20 protein-coding genes are annotated in these 17,133 nt (G+C 57.4%); 3 read left to right on the top strand and 17 right to left on the bottom strand.

The genetic code is table 11. The annotated features are described in order from the left end of the window. Positions 1-18 precede the first annotated feature (18 nt). From flgL to SWE17_RS06850, 12 genes are all read right to left on the bottom strand, one after another. Positions 19-933, bottom strand: a complete 915-nt coding sequence (flgL, locus tag SWE17_RS06905) for a flagellar hook-associated protein FlgL (protein ID WP_322992371.1) — start codon at positions 931-933, stop codon at positions 19-21. A gap of 11 nt (positions 934-944) precedes the next feature. Further along, positions 945-3,428, bottom strand: coding sequence for a flagellar hook-associated protein FlgK (gene flgK, locus SWE17_RS06900; RefSeq protein ID WP_322992370.1), 2,484 nt, complete (start codon positions 3,426-3,428; stop codon positions 945-947). Next, on the bottom strand, positions 3,425-3,907 hold the full coding sequence (locus SWE17_RS06895) for a rod-binding protein (RefSeq protein ID WP_322992369.1): 483 nt from the start codon (positions 3,905-3,907) through the stop codon (positions 3,425-3,427). Before SWE17_RS06895 ends, flgK begins: the two co-directional genes overlap by 4 nt. Before the next feature lie 10 nt (positions 3,908-3,917). Then, a complete protein-coding gene (locus SWE17_RS06890; RefSeq protein ID WP_322992368.1) occupies positions 3,918-5,042 on the bottom strand; it encodes a flagellar basal body P-ring protein FlgI in 1,125 nt (374 codons plus the stop codon). A 24-nt stretch (positions 5,043-5,066) separates the two neighbouring features. Then, a complete protein-coding gene (locus tag SWE17_RS06885) occupies positions 5,067-5,807 on the bottom strand; it encodes a flagellar basal body L-ring protein FlgH (protein ID WP_322992367.1) in 741 nt (246 codons plus the stop codon). A 7-nt stretch (positions 5,808-5,814) separates the two neighbouring features. After that, on the bottom strand, positions 5,815-6,600 hold the full coding sequence (flgG, locus tag SWE17_RS06880) for a flagellar basal-body rod protein FlgG (protein ID WP_322992366.1): 786 nt from the start codon (positions 6,598-6,600) through the stop codon (positions 5,815-5,817). Positions 6,601-6,619: 19 nt separating this feature from the next. Beyond that, a complete protein-coding gene (locus tag SWE17_RS06875) occupies positions 6,620-7,381 on the bottom strand; it encodes a flagellar hook-basal body complex protein (RefSeq protein ID WP_322992365.1) in 762 nt (253 codons plus the stop codon). Positions 7,382-7,407: 26 nt separating this feature from the next. Next, positions 7,408-9,735, bottom strand: a complete 2,328-nt coding sequence (locus SWE17_RS06870; protein ID WP_322992364.1) for a flagellar hook-basal body complex protein — start codon at positions 9,733-9,735, stop codon at positions 7,408-7,410. 58 nt (positions 9,736-9,793) lie between these two features. Next, a complete protein-coding gene (locus SWE17_RS06865) occupies positions 9,794-10,483 on the bottom strand; it encodes a flagellar hook assembly protein FlgD (protein WP_322992363.1) in 690 nt (229 codons plus the stop codon). A gap of 14 nt (positions 10,484-10,497) precedes the next feature. After that, positions 10,498-10,923 carry a flagellar basal body rod protein FlgC gene (flgC, locus tag SWE17_RS06860; protein WP_322992362.1) on the bottom strand — a complete coding sequence of 142 codons (426 nt, stop codon included), beginning with the start codon at positions 10,921-10,923 and terminating at the stop codon, positions 10,498-10,500. A 2-nt stretch (positions 10,924-10,925) separates the two neighbouring features. Continuing rightward, on the bottom strand, positions 10,926-11,315 hold the full coding sequence (gene flgB, locus SWE17_RS06855) for a flagellar basal body rod protein FlgB (RefSeq protein WP_322992361.1): 390 nt from the start codon (positions 11,313-11,315) through the stop codon (positions 10,926-10,928). 120 nt (positions 11,316-11,435) lie between these two features. After that, complete coding sequence (locus tag SWE17_RS06850; RefSeq protein WP_322992360.1) at positions 11,436-11,582, bottom strand: hypothetical protein; 147 nt, start codon at positions 11,580-11,582, stop codon at positions 11,436-11,438. Here SWE17_RS06850 and flgA point away from each other — a divergent pair. The 3 genes from flgA (at position 11,581) to SWE17_RS06835 (ending at position 13,280) form a co-directional block, all read left to right on the top strand. Then, positions 11,581-12,426 carry a flagellar basal body P-ring formation chaperone FlgA gene (gene flgA / locus SWE17_RS06845; protein ID WP_322992359.1) on the top strand — a complete coding sequence of 282 codons (846 nt, stop codon included), beginning with the start codon at positions 11,581-11,583 and terminating at the stop codon, positions 12,424-12,426. The two genes, SWE17_RS06850 and flgA, sit on opposite strands and share 2 nt — an antisense overlap. A gap of 112 nt (positions 12,427-12,538) precedes the next feature. Next, a complete protein-coding gene (gene flgM, locus SWE17_RS06840; protein ID WP_322992358.1) occupies positions 12,539-12,841 on the top strand; it encodes a flagellar biosynthesis anti-sigma factor FlgM in 303 nt (100 codons plus the stop codon). 16 nt (positions 12,842-12,857) lie between these two features. Next, on the top strand, positions 12,858-13,280 hold the full coding sequence (locus tag SWE17_RS06835) for a flagellar protein FlgN (RefSeq protein ID WP_322992357.1): 423 nt from the start codon (positions 12,858-12,860) through the stop codon (positions 13,278-13,280). Between the two features lie 30 nt (positions 13,281-13,310). Here the strand turns inward: SWE17_RS06835 and SWE17_RS06830 are convergent, their stop codons facing one another. From SWE17_RS06830 to SWE17_RS06810, 5 genes are all read right to left on the bottom strand, one after another. Then, positions 13,311-13,592 (bottom strand): EscU/YscU/HrcU family type III secretion system export apparatus switch protein, encoded by a 282-nt coding sequence (locus tag SWE17_RS06830; RefSeq protein WP_100118872.1) that lies wholly within the window; start codon positions 13,590-13,592, stop codon positions 13,311-13,313. Beyond that, on the bottom strand, positions 13,589-14,701 hold the full coding sequence (locus SWE17_RS06825) for a flagellar hook-length control protein FliK (protein ID WP_322992356.1): 1,113 nt from the start codon (positions 14,699-14,701) through the stop codon (positions 13,589-13,591). The genes SWE17_RS06830 and SWE17_RS06825 overlap by 4 nt, the downstream gene beginning before the upstream one ends. A gap of 22 nt (positions 14,702-14,723) precedes the next feature. After that, on the bottom strand, positions 14,724-15,266 hold the full coding sequence (locus SWE17_RS06820) for a hypothetical protein (protein ID WP_322992355.1): 543 nt from the start codon (positions 15,264-15,266) through the stop codon (positions 14,724-14,726). 35 nt (positions 15,267-15,301) lie between these two features. After that, positions 15,302-16,465: a hypothetical protein gene (locus tag SWE17_RS06815; protein WP_322992354.1), complete on the bottom strand. Its 1,164-nt coding sequence runs from the start codon at positions 16,463-16,465 to the stop codon at positions 15,302-15,304. Positions 16,466-16,541: 76 nt separating this feature from the next. Then, a complete protein-coding gene (locus tag SWE17_RS06810; RefSeq protein WP_322992353.1) occupies positions 16,542-17,033 on the bottom strand; it encodes an LPP20 family lipoprotein in 492 nt (163 codons plus the stop codon). Positions 17,034-17,133 lie beyond the last annotated feature (100 nt).

The raw sequence follows: 17,133 nt of genomic DNA, 5'->3' as shown, positions 1-17,133 counted from the left end.
GAGTTCAGAGCGAAAGCATTACCCTCGGATGTAATCAAAAAGACTCAATCCGGAGATCTTTGAAAAACTGCCCATGGCCGCTTCCAAGGCCATCATTTCCTTGTTCATGCGCGTCACCGCAGCAGCGTAGTCCAAGTCCTCAATTTCAGAGAGAGTGGATTTGAAACGGAGACTGGTCTCGTCCAACACATCCAGTTGAGACTGAACCACCGTTTGGTCAGAACCGTTTTGAACTTGTGAAAGCGTCAAGTTGCTGTGCATTTGCTGGAGGTCAGAGATGCCTTGCCGGATGTCGTCGGTCTTGCTGCCTTCAACTCCTTCGATCATGTGGTCGAGTGCATTGAAAAATCCCACACTTTCGCCGCTGTCTCGTACCACGCGGCTGAACACATCGGTACCTGCGCGGGTGAACTGAACCGTGCGCTCTTCCCCAGCTGGAATGCGGGTTTGGGTTTGATCGCCTTGATACACGACTTGACCGCTGGCGTCTTCTGCAAAGGCCGGTGTGTTGACCCGTGTACCTGAGAAAAGGTAGTTGCCCGTGTCGTCACGGGTGTTGCCTAAGCTGAGCAATTGGTTGCGCAAGGCTTTGAGTTCCACCGCAACCCCCTTGCGATCATCGGGCGCCAAGGTGTCGTTGGCTGCCTGAATGCCCAACTCTTTCATGCGTGTCAGGATGTCGTTGGAGGCGCCCAAGGCTGTTTCTTCAGCTGTATAGCGACGCATGGCCACGTCGAGTGTGCGCATGTGGCTGTCCTGCCGTTGTACTTCGCCCTTGAGGCGCTGAATGGCGGCTGCTTGGTCTGGGGCATCGCTGGGCGAGAGGATTTGTTTGGACTCGGCCATCTGCGCCTGCGTGGTCGCCAAACGGTTCTGGATGTTGCTCATGCGCTCGGTGGCGCGGTCAAACAAAAATGAGGTCGATATTTTCATGGTGCCTCCGGTCAGCGCACTTGCAAGATGGAGTCAAACAAGGCCATGGACACTTGCATGACCTTGGCATTGGCTTGGTAAGCTTGTTGAAAACGCACCAAGGCAGAGGCTTCTTCATCCAAGCTCACGCCCGAGATGCCGTCGCGTGCCTCTTGTGCTTGTTGGTAAACCACATTGAGGGCCTGTTCGGCAATGGCAGCCTGCCGGGCCACACTGCCCACTTGATTCACGCGTTCGATGTACGCCTCTGTCATGGTCAAGCCACCCGGCATGATCGCTTCGTCTTCCAGTGCCACCATGCGCAGCATGGCTTCGTTGTTGCCGATGCCGTCTTTGTTGCCATCGATGTTGAAGACGTCGCCAGCTTTGGGCGCTGTCGAAAACTCCAGGCGCAAACCACGGTAGGTCAAGCTCGGGGTTGAGTTGTTGGGATCAATTTGCAACTGGCGCTCGGCTACCACCGTATCCGTGCGGGTGTCCAAAATCCTATAAGTGCTGTCTGTGGTGAAAGTCACTTTGAGTGGCGAAGCCCGCAAGGTTTGCTTCATGCCGCCTTCGACGCCTGCAAACTGAGCCGTCACCTCTGCGGTGCTGGCACCACCGCTGTTGTCGGTCACAAAAACCAACAGGTCGTCTGTGGTACCGCCTTTGACCGATATGCGGGTGTCAAAGCCAAGTTTGCCCAAGTCGGCTGGGGTACCGTTGGGCCCCATGCCCAATCGAATGTCATTTGTGGTGTCGCCGACCGGACGAGAGAGCACCAGTTTGCCTTCAACTTGGCTTGCTGTGACGCCTGTGCTGGCCGACTCAGCGTTGAGCCAGTCGACAACGGTGTCCAAGTCTGTGGCGCTTGCCAGTGCTGGTAATGTGTGGCCATTGAGGGTGAGGGCGCCCGCTGCAATGCCGCCAACTGAGCCTGAAAATGTGTTGCCAGTCAGCACAGCCGCAGTTTTTTGGGGTGCCAACAATTCGCGGGTGGCGGGGTTGAACTGTTGAACCAGGCCGACATCGGCTTTGGCACCCATGAAGATGTCCATCTCCAAATAGCTTGCTGCGCCAGAGGCGTTGAGGTAGCTGGTGTTGTAGGTGGCGCCAGCTTCTACACCGTTGCTCGGTTTGAGCAACAGTGATTGTTGGTCTGCACTCAATGCCCGTCCCAGAACATGGCGACCGTCACGCGTCAGCACTTGAAACGATTGGTTGGCAGTGGGGTTTTTCAGGGTCAAGGACAAGTCTTGCGTGCCCACGGGTACCAAGCCCAGGCTTGCGAAGGCTTGACCGGCACTGGTGGTGACCGTGACCGAGCCAATTTGCGGGATCTGACCCAGGGCCAACTCACCCAGCAAGGACGTGGGGCCTGCAAAATCGGGTGCTTTGTAGGTGACCCGTGCCTGTGCTGTACCGCCATTCAAAGGGTTGTCGATGACCCGGAATTGACCTGCAGCAGCGACCCGGTTGGCATCTTTGACGATCATTTGCATGCCTGCGGCTTGCAAAGGTTTGTCGGCACTGAAAGCGAACAAATCGCCGCCCAACAGACCCTCAGCGTCCACACCTTCACGGTGAATGGCGTTGATCTCACGGGTCATGACCTCGGCCAGATCGTTCAGCGAGTTGGCAGCCGGGTTGAGCACCTGCTCCCGGAAATTCATGATGCCGCCAATTTTGCCGCTGCTGATGCCCGGCATGGTTTCTGGCGTTCCGTAGGCGTCGATGGCAAATTCGAGTTTGTTTTTGTCGATGCTCGATTGCGAAACACTGATGGCGCGGGTGTTGGACTGCTGCACCAAAATGCCTTGGTCCAACGTATCGCCCACACTCACCAACACAGCACCGTTGGCCTCAAATTTGGTTTTGACAGAAATCAAGCTCGACAGTTCGCGCAGCAAGCGGTCACGTTGGTCGAGCAATTCAGACGGTTGGTTGTCGGCGCTGCTGTGCTTGACCATCTGCTTGTTCAGCAAGCCCAGCTGTTGGGTCAATGAGTTGATCTGTCCCACATCGGTGTCAACCGATTGGCGAGTCTCGTTGTCCAGCAGTTCAAATTGCCCAGCCAGTTGCTGGAAGCGTGACGAGAGACCCTCAGCATCGCGCAAAAACGTGCTTCGCGTGACCACCGATGCAGGGTCACTGGATAAGTCCCTGGCCGACTCGAAGAACAGGTTCATGGCCGTGGTCAGGCCAATGCTCTCGTCACCCATGACGTCGATCAGTCGGTTGACGTAAGACAGCAGGGGTTTTTGGCTTTCCAAATCGCTGTTGCTGTTGCGCAGGTTGGACTCGACAAAGGCATCGTACTGGCGCTGCACGGCATCAAAGCGGGCACCCGTTCCCAGATAGCTGTTGCCCACCTGTCTTGGTTGGTTGGAGCTGAGGGAAACATCTTGCCGTGTATAGCCATCGGTGCTGACGTTGGCGATGTTGTTCGAGACCGTGGCCAAAGCACGCTGGTAAGCGGTGACCCCCGAGCTGCCAATGCTGAGCAAATCACTCATGGTTTAGCTCCCGGTGTCACGCTGTCGAGTTTGAAACCATTGAAGCGTTCGAGTTGGTAGCCTTTGACCACTTCGGGATTCAGCTGCATGGCTTCACGCGAAGGGTTCAGTGACATGGCCTTCGCTTCGGCCTTGGGTGCGTGCAGGCGCAAAGCGTCCTGGGTGCTAAGCTCTTGAGCCCGCAGCATTTGTTTTTCCATCATGTTCGCGACACCCATGCCACCGCGTTTCACCATCTCCAAAGACATTTCTTTGTCCATCAGGTCTTGGTAGGTGTCCATGTTGCCGCCTTCGACCAAGTCGCTTTTCTCGATCGACTCGCGCATGGTCTTCATCATCTGCTGAATGAAGTAAGCCTCAAACTGCTCCGATGTTTTGCGGATGGCTTTCGACGGGTCTTGCGCCGCCTCACCCTTCAGGCGCGTGAGCGCGTTGAAGTCCAGGTAGGTGCTGGAGGTGTTGGTGGACAAGTCGTTCATGGCGGTCTCTTTAGATCACGATCAATTCGGCGCGCAAGCTGCCTGTGCTTTTCAGGGCTTCCAGGATGGCGATCAGGGCAGAAGGGGTCGCGCCCACTTGGTTGACGGCATCCACCACTTGGCGCAAGTCCACACCGGGCTGGAACAGGAACATCGGGTTCTTTGGCTCTGAGACCGAAATGTCAGCGTTTTGTACCGGGGTCGTTTGACCGTTAGAGAAAGCGTTGGGTTGCGACACCTCGTTGGTGGCTGCAATGGCCACTGAAATGGTGCCGTGCGCAACAGCGGCAGCGGTGATGCGGACATTGCGGCTGATCACGACAGTGCCCGTGCGGGAATTGATCACGACGCGAGCCGGTGGCTCTCCGGGGACCACATCCAGGTTTTCAACCATGCTCATGAATGACACACGCTGAGACATGTCACTGGGGGCTTTGACCGCGAAAGACATGCCGTCCAAGGCTTGTGCCGTGCCGCTGCCAAAGCTCTTGTTGATGGCATTGACGATGGCGGTGGTGGTGGTGAAGTCCGACTCGCGCACATTCATGACGACATGGTCAGATTTTTCGAAAGGTGTATCGACCATGCGTTCGACCGTGGCGCCGCCTGGGATGCGTGCAGCGGTTGGAACACCGATGCTGACTTTGGAGCCGGCTGCGCTGGTATCGACACCAGTGGCTGTCAGCGCACCTTGGGCCAAGCCATAGATTTCGCCGTCTACACCACGCAAACTGGTGAGCAACAAACTGCCGCCGCGCAGGCTGCTGGCCTTGCCGATGGCCGATACGTTGATGTCGATTTTTTGGCCAGGCTTGGCAAAGCCGGGCAACTCGGCAGTCACCATCACTGCGGCCACGTTTTTGATGTCGATTTTTCCGCTGGTGGCGCTTTGTTCAAAGTCAGACAGAGGGCCGTCAATGCCCACGCCCAACCGTGCCAACATGGCTTTCATGCTTTGGGCGGTGAAGGACACATCAGCGCCGTCGCCAGTGCCTTGCAAACCCACCACCAAACCGTAGCCAATGAGTTGGTTGGTGCGGCCAGCGGCCACAGAGGCCAAGTCTTTGACCCGGTCAGCCCAGGCAGAACCTGACAAGCCAAGCAAGACGATGAGAGAAAAAAGGGCGGATTTCATGGGATTTTCTTGCGTGGTTTGGCTTTAGAAAGGCCAGAACTTCATCAGGGCGTTGGTGCCCCAGCCTGCCTTGGCGGCGTTGGCCATGTCACCTGTGCCGCGGTAAGCGATCTGTGCGTTGGCCAAACGGCGCGATTGCACCGTGTTGTTGGGAGAGATGTCTTCAGGGCGAATGATGCCGCTGACCTGGATGATTTCTGCGCCTTCGGTCAAGGCCAGTTGTTTTTCACCGCGAACCATCAGGTTGCCGTTGGCCAAGACCTCGGAAACCGTCACGGAGACATCGCCAATCAGGCTGGCTTGCTGGTCGGCTTCACCGCCACCCTCGCTCTTGATGTTGGCCTTGCTCAAGTCGACGCCACCCATGATGCCCTGGAGATTTGTGCCGAGAATTTTGGTGGGCAAACGCATGTTCTGTACCCGCGCGTTCAAACCGTTGGGCGCATTGCCGACAGAAGGAATCACATCGTTGGAGGCTGTGCGCGTGACAGAGCCTTTTTGAGTTCTGCCCGCTTGGGTGGATTCGTTGAGCAACACGGTGATGACGTCTCCCACGTTGTAAGAACGAACACGGCCGAACCAGTTGTCGCTTTGACGGCCGTTGTAAATGGCGCCAGTGGCCAAGCGTGGTTTTTCGATGGCCACAGGCAAGACGGGGGCAAATTGGGGGGTGTGGGCCATGGGGGTGGGGTTGGTGGCGCAGCCACTCAAGCCCAGCGCCAACAATATGACCAATGCAGAAGGGGAGACAAAGATTTTTTTCATCTGTGGCTTACATGTTGTTGTTCAGGAAGCGCAACATGCCGTCTACCGCCGAGATGGCTTTGGAGTTGATTTCGTAGGCCCGCTGGGTCTCGATCATGTTGACCATTTCTTCCACCACATTCACGTTGGAAGCTTCCAAGGCACCTTGCATCAGCTGACCAGCACCACCCACGCCAGGCTGGCTGACTTGTGGAGCGCCACTGGCGGTGGTTTCCTTCATCAGGTTTTGACCCATCGATTGCAGACCTGCCGGGTTGGCAAAGCGCGCGATCTGGATCTGGCCGATCACCTGGCTGCCACCGCCGGCTGCAGCTTCGACAGACACGGTGCCGTCTTGGCCGATGGTGATGCTGGCCACGTTAGGAGGAACTGTGATGGCCGGTTGCAAGGGTGCACCATTGGCCGTCACCAACTGACCTGTTGACGACAACTTGAAACCGCCGTCACGGCTGTAAGCGGTGGTGCCGTCGGACTGGGTAATCTGGAAAAAACCATCGCCTTGAACGGCCAAATCCAGTGCGTTTTTGGTGGAAACCAAACTGCCTTGTGTGTGTGTTTTTTCGGTCGAGACAATGCGCACACCTGTGCCCAACATCAGGCCTGTTGGGGCTTGAGCGTCGGCTCCCACCTGGGCGCCGGGTTGGCGCAGGTTTTGGTAGAGCATGTCTTCGAACGAAGCACGGTCGCGTTTGAAACCCGTCGTGTTGACGTTGGCCAAGTTGTTCGAGATGACCGACATGCGCGTTTGCTGCGCGTCCAGGCCGGTTTTGGCAATCCACATTGATGCATCCATGGGGGGCTCCTGTCAGTGTTTAGGCGGGTTTCATCATGGAAGCACCGGACTCGTCGAGTGCCTTGGTTTCCTTGATGATGCGAATTTGGGTTTCAAAACTGCGAGATTGGTCGATCAGTCGGGTCATGGCTTCAATGGCGCTGACGTTGCTGCCTTCCAGTGCTTGAGGAATCACGCGTGGCTGTGCGTCGCCTAAGGCGAGATCGGTGCCATCCGGCTGGCCATCGACCTTGAACAGACCGTCTTGCCGGCGACCCAATTTGGTGTCGCCAGCATCGCGCAAACGCAATTGATCAATCAACAACATGGGTGCCGTGGCCGGTTGCGCAGGGTCTTTGGCGTAAACCGAGCCATCGGGGTTGATGGAAACCATCAAGCCTGGCGGGATGGCAATCGGCCCACCATTGCCTAGCACCAAGTGGCCTGAACCATTTTCAAGTTGTCCTTGAGGGTTGATTTTTAAGTCTCCGCGGCGCGTGAAGGCCACATCGCCGTTGGGCGCTTGAACAGCCAAAACAGCCTTTTCAGCCATCGCGATGTCCAAAGGACGGCCGGTGGCCATGACGGGGCCGGGCGTGAGGCGGATTTGATCGCGAGCCACAGCTTGTGCCTGGTAACGGGAGTCAAAACCAGCGCCTTCGACCTTGACGGTTTTGAGGGCCACGTCGTAGCTGCTTTTGAAACCTACCGTGGACACATTGGACAAGTCGTTGACCAGCACCTGGCGTGCGACCGCCTGTTCCTTGATGGTGGCGTTGGAAGTGAAAACAAGGCGGTCCATGGTATTTTTCTCAGTGCTTTACGAGCTCAAGCCCGGATGTTGATGATCGCGCTGGTCATCGTGCTGCTGGTCTCAATCGCCTTGGCGTTGGCCTGGAAATTTCGTTGCGCGGTGATCAAGTCCACCAACTCTTGCGTCAAGTCCACGTTGGCGCGTTCAGTGGCACCCGCACGGATTGAACCAAAGCCGGCCGAGCCCGCTTCACCGATCTTGGCGCTGCCAGAAGAGGCGGAGGCCAAATAACTGGCGTCACCCACCTGACGCAAACCCGAGGGGCTGGAGAAGTTGGCCAAAACGATCTTGCCCAAGGACACCTGTGACCCGTTGGAGTAAGTGGCATTGACCAAACCGTCAGGGCCGATGTTCAAGCCCATCAGCTCGCCTTCAGGGGCGCCGTCTTGCGACTGTGACAGCACAGCGAATGCGCTGGAGTATTGGGTGGACTTGGTGAAGTCGATCGACATGGTCAGAGCACCTTTACCACCTTGCAAGAAGGCGGTTTCAAAAGGCATGCCTGTCAATGGGGAAACGGGTTTGCCAGTCAGATCGAAGCTCAACTCGCCACGGTCCAGGTAAACGGGCCACCATTCGGTTTTGCTCGACAAACCGGTTGCGTCTTCGGTTTGTTCACCGTTCTTCACAAATTGCAGAGCACCGTTTTCAGTGAATTGCGCCAGTTTTTTCCAATCGGTCGTGGCTCCAAACTGCATTTCGGTGTTGGCCAAGCCCCAGTCGGCAGAACCCGTGACTTGGATCGCAGAATTGCTGCCGGTGGTGCCGGTGGTGAAGCTCAGCTGTTTGGTTTTGGTGTCGAAAGCCACAGTCACGCCCGACACTTGGCGGCCCGTCTCAGGGTCTGTGATGGTGTTGATCTCGTCTTGCAGCGCTTTGGCAAAACCTTCGATGTTGGTGTAAGTGGTCGGGAAGGGCAGTTCGATCTTTTTGACGGTGCCGTCTACCGAGACAAAGAAGTCTTTGTTGGAGGAGGTGACCTGCACGCTCTTGGCCGTGTTGATGGTCATGACTTCGCCGCGCAGCACAGCGGGCAAACTGGGCTTGCCGCGCAGTGCCTCTGTCGTCGAGGCAACTACCGTCAAGTTGGGAGCCTCTTCGAGCCCCAAAGTGGTGATCGCTGCCGCATCGGCTTCTACAATAGAGATGCTGGAGCCATCGCCGGTTGTGCCGGAAGAGATGGAAAACTTCGCGGTGTCGGGATCAAATTCCACCGTGATGCCGTAGCGAGCGTTCACGATTGCGGGTGTATCTTCAGTTGCTTCCGTGTCTTCCAACGATCCCATCACGTTGTTGATGGCGATTTCAAGGTGGCGAGCCAGCACTTGTGGGTCTTTGTCGGTCTCTTGCAACTCATAAGTGATTTCAGTGGGCTCAGTAGCGCCATCGACTTTGATTTTGAAACTCACTGAGCCTGTTGGGTCTTCTACAAATGAACCTGCTGCGTAGACTTCAGCGGGCAGGGCAGTGCCCACAGCCTTTGCAGGCGACGAAGGGCGAATGTCGGTCAGCTGGTCCAGGGAATACATCTCGGTGGTACCAGAGCTGGGTACCACGCGGGGGTCGCTCTTGGGCAAAACGTCGCCATACTTGTTCACAAAATAGTTGCTGCCCACGTTGTCAGTGGCCTGCTGGAGGGCAGGCTTGACTTCTGTGTCACCCACGAAAAAGTAGGTTTGCCATTTGGAGAACGGGCTGTCCAGTGTGGCGTTTTGGGTTTTGGCGTAGTACACCGTGGCCAAGTAACCGTTGCCGCCGCTGTCATACACCGTCAAAGCGGTGCTTTTGTTGTAGGTGCTGGGGTTGGTGCGGTCAAAGTCGGCTGTGATCACGGCCGAGTCAGCGGGCAGGTTCAATCCCAATTGGATTTTGGTGGTTTCCACCGCCTCGCCAGATGTTTTGGGCGGGATGGTCAGTGCGTTCAAGTTGGTCAAGTCGGCTTTGCCGGACGAGTCCACCGAGGCGGCCATCAGGCGTTGTCCGGTGGAGTTCACCACGTTGTTTTGGTCGTTCAAGGTGAACGAGCCGTTTCGGGTATAGGTGTCCTGCAGACCATCGGGTGTCTTCAGGGGAAAGAAGCCGTCGCCTGTGATGGCCAGATCGAGAGAGTTGCCCGATGTGGAGATATTGCCCTGGCTGAATTCCTGGCTCACTTGCTTGAGCGACACGCCCTGTCCAATGTTGCTGGACGATTTTTGCAAAGGCGAGGTCGAGAAAATGTCGCCAAAGTCGGCCCGCGAGCGCTTGAAGCCCGAGGTGCCCACGTTGGCGATGTTGTTGGAAGTCACCGCCAGTTGGGCGGTGGCTGAGTTCAGCCCGGTGAGAGAGGTGTAGAACGACATGCTGGAAGGCTCCTGTTAATCTGAAATGGGTGTTGCTGGAATGTGAGGCGCTTGGTGCTTAGATGCCCACACGCTTGACGTCACTGAGCAAGATCGTTTTGCCGCCATCGACCTCTACGCTGACGCTGCCATCGGCTGGGTTGGTTGAGATCGATTTGACTGTAGAGAGGGTGTTCACGGGAACGGTGGCTGTTTTGCCGTTGATGACGGCTTGTGCACTCAGTTGGTACAAGCCGGGCGTGGCGGTTTGACCGGCGCTGTTGGTGCCATCCCACTGCACAGACATGCCACCAGGCAGTTGAGGGCCTGCCACGATTTCCTTGACCAAGTTGCCTTTGGCGTCGTGCACATTGATTTGAATACCCGCGGCGCCCTCTGGCAAATTGATGCTGGCGTCGATTTTTCCTCCCTGTGCCAGAGGCGTTAAGGCGTCCGTGATGGCCACTTTTTTGCCAATCAAGGAAGCACTGTTGAGCATGCGCTCACCCGACATGGAAGTCACAAAGGTGTCCAGAGATGTCTGCATGTTGGTCAGGGCTTCCAACTGTGAGAACTGCGCCAGTTGAGCCACGAAAGCCTCGTTTTTAACGGGCTCCAAGGGGTTTTGGTTTTGCAACTGCGCGGTGAACAAGGTCAAGAAATCTTGCTTGCCCATGTCCTCGCTGGTTTTTTTGGCCGCATCTTTCACGTCTTCATATCGCGTGACGTTTTTGAGCAGGCTGGAGGAGCTGACGGTGTCGGTGGTCATGGTGTGCTTTCGGATCAGGCTTTGGCGATGTCCAGCGTGCGCATCATCAGTTGACGCGCCGTGTTGATGACTTCGACGTTGTTTTGGTAGGAGCGTGCTGCGGCCATCATTTCCACCATCTCGGTGACTTCGCTCACGTTAGACTGGTACACATAACCGTCTTTGTCGGCCATGGGGTTCTTGGGGTCAGACACGCGGCGGGGGGGGACGTTGTCTTCGTACATGCGATCAATCTTCACGCCGCCGACGTAGGGGGCACCCGCGTTGGTCATTTGCTCGTCGACCAAGGCCTTGAAGACGGGACGTTTGGCCCGGAAGGCGTCTTTTTCGGACGTGGCCACCGTGCCAGCGTTGGCCAGGTTGGAGGCTGTGGCGTTCATGCGGGTGAGTTGCGCATTGAGCGCGGTGCCGGCAATACCAAAGATGTTGTCCATGCTCATGCTCAGTCTCCTCGCAGGGCTTTACGCACGCTGCTTACCCGGTTTTCCAAAAAGTTCAAAGTGGCCTGGTAATCAGCGGCGGCTTTACCGTACTGGGCCTGCTCCACGCTCATTTCCACGGTGTTGCCGTCAAACGAGGTGTTAAAAGGGGTGCGAAAGCGCATGCCGTCTGCGCCCAGCTCTTCGCCAGCGCCATAGTGACCCGCATTGGTAGCGACCATGGCGGTGTCTTGTTGTTGGGCGGCGCTCATCACGGCCTTGAAATCGATGTCACGGGCCTTGTAGTGCGGGGTGTCGGCGTTGGCAATGTTTTGCGCCAACACTTCGAGGCGGCGGCTTTTGACTTGCAAAGCTTGTTCATGCACGCCAAGTGCTTGGTTCAACAAATTCATCTGGACTCCTGGGCTACGGAAGGTTGTTCGATGTTCAAGGTACGTCGGTCTTTTGACGTTGCCCACTCAAGTTGAGCGGGCTTGTGCCGATACCTGCAAAAGTTGTGCCAAGTTTTTCTGTCACCTTTTGACGGCCTGTTCCATGCGGTGGATGCTGCGGGCACCCCGGGTGCGGCAAGCTTTGGTCGTGGGCGGCAAAGCTTTGCCGGCGTGCTGACGCTCTGGCTGTCGGTCAAAGCTGGTCTTGTTTTTGCTTAACAAGGTCATGCAAACCCAACGTCAAAACTTCCACACCCCCATGAAGCACCTCTTGCAAGCGCTGTGCCGCTTACTTGACTTGTTGATCGCCCGGGGGCTTTTGTTGGGATTGGCTGTGTGGTTGTTGGGCACTTCTTCTTTTGCGGCCAACCCCTCGAAGCCCCAGAGTGCACCCGCATCTGCCGCCGAGGCCATGCAGGCTTCGGTTCAAAAGTGGGTTGCCCAGTCCCGCAAAGTCAAACCAGACCAGGTCACCCTGGCCCCACTGGACAGCCGGGTCAAGGTGCGCGCTTGTGACCAAGCCCTGAACATGGATCTGCCGTTTTCAAATGCCGAAACCGTCCGGGTGCGATGCACCCAACCCGTTTGGCAGCAATTTGTGCGTGTGAGTGTGGCGGGCGGTTCGACCGAGCAGCCGCTCCAAGCCAAGCCAGAGTCAGCCGTCATCGCAGCAGTCCCGACACCTGTCAAGCGGTGGGTCTTGGTGGCCAAAGTGCCCTTGCAGCGGGGCATGATGCTCAATGAGACTCATGTTTCCCGTGAACAGGTCGATACTCCCAACATGCCTGTGAATGTGTTGGAACAAGCATCTGAGGTCATGCATGCCGAAGTCGTTCGGGATGTGCGGCCCGGAACACCATTGCGCAGTCAGGACATTCGGCCCACGGTTTTGGTGAAAAGGGGCCAGATGGTGCTCTTGTCGGTGGGGCAAGCGCAGGGGTTTCAAATCTCCGCGCGGGTCGAAGCCATGCAAGATGGACGGTTTGGCGAACAGATCAAGCTCAAAAACCGTGATTCAGGTCGAGAGTTGAGCGGCCGCGTTCAGGGGCCCAACCAAGTGGTGGGGCTTTGACCCTGGGAAATTAAAAAAATCAATTTTTCTCTCAAGTTCTAGAATCTCATGCCGATTCAGTATTCGAGCAAGGTCTCAGCTCCATGTTCAGAGACCAGAAAAGAGAACCCATATGACCGATCCCATCTCTCATTTCGGCCGCAAGGCCCAAATAGAATCTGCCAACCGCCTGTCGGTTGCCAAGGGTGAACCGCGCGCCCAGGCACCTGCTTCGCAAGAGGCGACACGCGCTGCTGCGCCTGCCACGGACGAATTGCGTTTGAGCAAAGTGGCCCAGCAAGTGATGCAAGAACCCGAATTTGACCGTGCCAAGGTCGAGGCCATCAAGACCGCCATCCAGCAGGGCCAGTACCCTGTGGACTCGCGCCGAATTGCCGAAAACTTTGTGGCGATCGAGAAAATGATCAAAGGTTGACCATCCGATGACCGAAATGACTCGTCCTGACGCCGATTCTTCCTCTTGGGAGGCTGCTTTGCTGGCTGCGCCCGATGCGGTCGCGCGTTTGGCGGAAATTTTGGGTTTGGAGTTTGAGGCCCTGAAAGTGCGGGATCTGACCGCATTCGAGGCCATTCAGGAAGAGAAAAACAGCCTGCTGCAAAACCTGGCGCAGTTGGCCGAATGGGCTGCACCCCAAAACCCAGTGCCTTTGATGTGGCAGCAACTCCAGGACAGCTTGCGCCAGAGCAAGCAAGACCACTTGCGCAACATTCAACTGTTGCAGCGCCAATTGCAGGCGGTCAAAGGCACATTGCAAGCCTTGCAAGGGGAATCTGCAGGGCCCGCTGTGGATTTGTACGACCGCATGGGCCAGATTGCCCGTCGCCCCGGTGCCTGGGGTTACCAGATCGCTTGAATTTGGCTCATGGCTGAAGGCTCCGCGCTTTCAGGTCCGTTTTTTCTCGTCTCCCGGACGCATGCCTTTGAGCCAATAGACCCATGACAAAATGACCGCCACTGCGGTGTACATCTCGGGCGGAATCTCAGCCTCCAAGTCCACTCGGCTGAGCAAGGCCAACAATTGCGGGTCTTGCGCCACATAAACCCCGTGCTTCAAAGCTTCTTCGATGATTTTTTGGGCCAGGTCGTCTTGACCTTTGGCACTGATCACGGGCGTTTTGCGAGCGCCGTACTCCAGTGCGATGGCTTCTTTGAGCGGACTTTTCATGTTTGCACATCCAGCAAACTGCCCATGCCGGGCGGCGCGTAGGGCATGGGGTCTTGCGGCCCTTGACCGTGGATGATCTGCAGCCGGGTCATGTTCAGGCCGGCACTGTCGAGTTCTTGTTCCAGGTTGGTGGCCAGTGCTTTGGCGCGAGCCACGACATCTTCGCGCTCGGCCCACATGACCATGTCGACATCGGTTTGGTCACTGATGCGGGTTTGCAGCCAGACTTCACCCAAATCACGATTGCGGGTATGCAAGTGGATGACCAAGGGGGGCTTGGCTTGGCCTGGTTGTCGTTTTGCACGCACCCAGCGCATGGTCACAGGTTCGGCGTCGGCAAAGGGCAGCATCATGGAAAACACCCACTCACGACCATCGATCCTTTCTTGACCCATCAGTTGGCGCGACTCGATGTCGTCCAAGCTGTCACCGATCAGCCCATCTTTGTCCACGGCCGAGCCGCCGCGCATGAGTTGCCGCAAGACGCTTTTCAAGTCGATGAGGCCTGCCCCCATGCCTTGGGTCAGCAGGTTTTCGGTCATGAAGCCGCTGCGCTGCATGGCTTGTTGCAATTTTTCGGGGGTCAGTTGGGCCATGCTGGGGCGCAATTTGAGCCATTGCTGCAAGGCCTGAAGACCAGGCGCTGAAGCTTGCAGTCCTTGCAGCATGCCTTCCAGCACGCCGGGTCGCAGTAATTGGGCCAGCGCTTGCATGTCGGGTGGCCTGAATCCCAGTTGCTCGGTGCGGCCTGGCAGCGCTGGCGCTGCGCTGGCAGGGGCTGCCGGGGTGGCGGCGGGCGCCGCTTGCAATGGGCGAAGCACAATGCTGCCGTTGGCCAAGACCTGAACCCTGAACAAAGCCGTGTCGCCCGAAGCCAGCCGCAAACCTGCAGGTAAGTCTTTGGGCAGGTCAATGTAGGCCCCGGGTTGGAGGTTTTGCAGGTTCAGCCGCAAGGCCTCGGGTTTGGACTCGAGGGTGCCTTGCACCACTTGGCCATCGCGCAAGCCCAGTTCGGCTGCAGTCCGCTCGATGACGAGCGGGAGCTTGCCTTCCAGGTAAATGGTGGGCGTTTTGGGGGTGAGGTGGGCGGTTTCAGCCCCTGTGATCATGCCGGACTGCCTGTGTCCGGTCTCAAGGAAAGCGCACCCAACGGCGTTTGTCGGGACCTGGGTTGGTTTCCTCAGCGTCCTCTTTGGCTGCTGGTGCTTGGAACAAGGCCGCTGCTTGGGGACTTTGCGCCAAGATGTGCTGGCGCAGGGCCTCGACCGAAGGCAATGCCAGGACCGTGCCAGGGCGAACGGGGTAGGTGGTGCCTTTGGGGAAAATTTTGGGGTTGGCTTTGGCCAGTGCTTGTCGCATGAACTCGTCTTTTAGGGGCATGCCCGGCAGGCCACGCCGCAAGACCGCGTCGATGCTTTCACCCTTTTGGACCGTGATGACTTGGCCAGCAGCGGCATGGGCGGCGGAGTGCGCACCCCCTGCATGTGCTGAGTTGCTGTCAGCGCCATTCAATGGGGTGGACAGGACTTTGAGCGCAGAAGCCGCGGCGGCCGAGGTTTCAGCGGCTTTGGCACTGGGCAGGGCCATGGCGGTGGCGACCACCAGCAGTCCACAGACCACCCAATTCAGGCGTCCTGTCGTTTGCCGAGAGGAGATGTCAATGCGATGGCTCATGTTCGGGATGTCCATGGTGGGTTCAAACGGTCAGATCAGAGTGGCAAGGCCATCCAGTGGCCTTGCGCTGCCAATGTGGGGCCCGCCAATTGTTGCAGTTCGGTGCGATCACGCCCCACGTTGACCACTTGGGCCAGTGCCAAATGCTGCGTGGCGCCTGGCTCGAGCATCTGACTGGGCACATGGCTGGGGTTGATCAGCAAAACACGGTCACCTGCTCGCAAGCCACTTTCCATGCCCGCTTGCAAGGTGAGTTTGTCCGCTTCGGTGCGCCGCACATGGAATTGAACCGGCTCGCAGGCCGAGCGTTTGTCCAGCTGGGCCACCCAAGCTTGCATTTGGTATTGCAGTTGCTCTTTCAGTCGGTGCACCCAGGCACTTGGGTTCTGGCTGGCATCCTGCGGGTTGATGGTGATGACCTGTTCAATTTGCCAACGTGGCTCGATCGGTCCTTGGCTGGCATGCCGTTCGCCAAGCGTGAAGCTCAAGGTCCAGCGCCAATCTTTTTCGTTTTTGTTCAGGTCATGCCAAGCCTGGCGCATCGAAAAGTCTTTGCCCGGGGCGTGGGGTTTGAGCACCAATTCGGCTGTCCAGCCCGTGGGGCTTTCGCTGGGGCCGGTCAAGGCCCGAAGGTAAGCGTTGTCGGGCGGCGTTGACTTGCTTTGAGCACGCCAGCGCTGTGAGGCTTGCATTTGCTGTGTCCATGACTGGTCCACCAAATGCATCACCGACTGGCTGGCAAATTGCTGTGCGCCCGTGAAACCATTGTCCACACGGGTTTGCATCACCAAGGGCAAGCGCCAAGGACGGGGAGGGGCCTTGCATTCGGTGGTTTTGGTCTGGGCTGTGCGCCAGCCCCAAGGCAACACTTCGGCGCTGACTTGAGGCGGCGTGTCTTGCTCGTCTTGCAAATAAGAGAGCACGCGCACACCGCGCACTTCGGATTCCGATTGGAAATGGGCGCTTTCATGCAGGGCACCTTTGTCATCGATCCAGGCGCTGCTGAGCACGCGCGTGGGGCGATCCATGGTGGCCTGCAAAATGGCTTGGCGAATCGCGCCCAGTTGCGCTTCGTGTTGTTTGGCTGTCGGCGAGCGAGCCGCCCGGCTGTCTTTTCGGGCGTTGGCTTGGGCTGCGGCGCCATCGCCCATCGCTGTGCTGGCCACTTGGCTGTTCTGTGCCTGAGCCATCAGTGCCATGGCGCAGCCCAGCGCCAAAGCCAAGCTTCGTCCAAGGTGACTGGTACGCGGGGAGGGTGCTTGCGGGAACATGGTTTTAGCGGCGGCGAGCAGCCAGTTGGTTCAAGTACAAACTGCGCAGGTCACGCACCACATGTTGGTCCAGCGACAACGTGGTCTCGTAGGTATCTTCACCCACGGGGGCAATGCTGACGAGCACAGCGCCATAGATCACACCTTCAACCTTGGCCCGGAAGGTGTCGCTCATGACGGTCATGTCGGCCACAGTGGTGGTGGCGTCGAGTTGCTGGCCATAGACCTGTTCGGTCAGCGAGCGGTAGGCATCCAGCTTCGAAGCGCGGATGGCCAAGAGGCGTTGTTGGGCGGGGTTTTTGTGGTTTTGGACGCTGATGACCGCGTATCCGGTGGCCACCAAGGTTTCACGTTTCTCAACCAGTGGCGTGATCATGGACGAGGTGGTCACCGCATTGGCTTGGTTGGCTGTGAGCGCATTCAATGGCGTGGTGTCGCAGCCTGCCAAGGCAACCAAGCTGAGCAGAGAGATCGCCAGGGATCGGTGAAAAGTCATCTTGAAACTCCAGTGACTGGACGCGGCAACATGCAATGGCCCAGCTGATTTATCTTGATGGAAGTATCGACAGCACATGGGAAGTCTTGAGCGCACTTGA

The sequence above is a fragment of the Limnohabitans sp. genome, from assembly GCF_034680285.1.
In the GTDB taxonomy this organism is placed as follows: Bacteria; Pseudomonadota; Gammaproteobacteria; order Burkholderiales; family Burkholderiaceae_C; genus Limnohabitans_A.
This window is presented reverse-complemented; position numbering and strand designations above follow the sequence as displayed.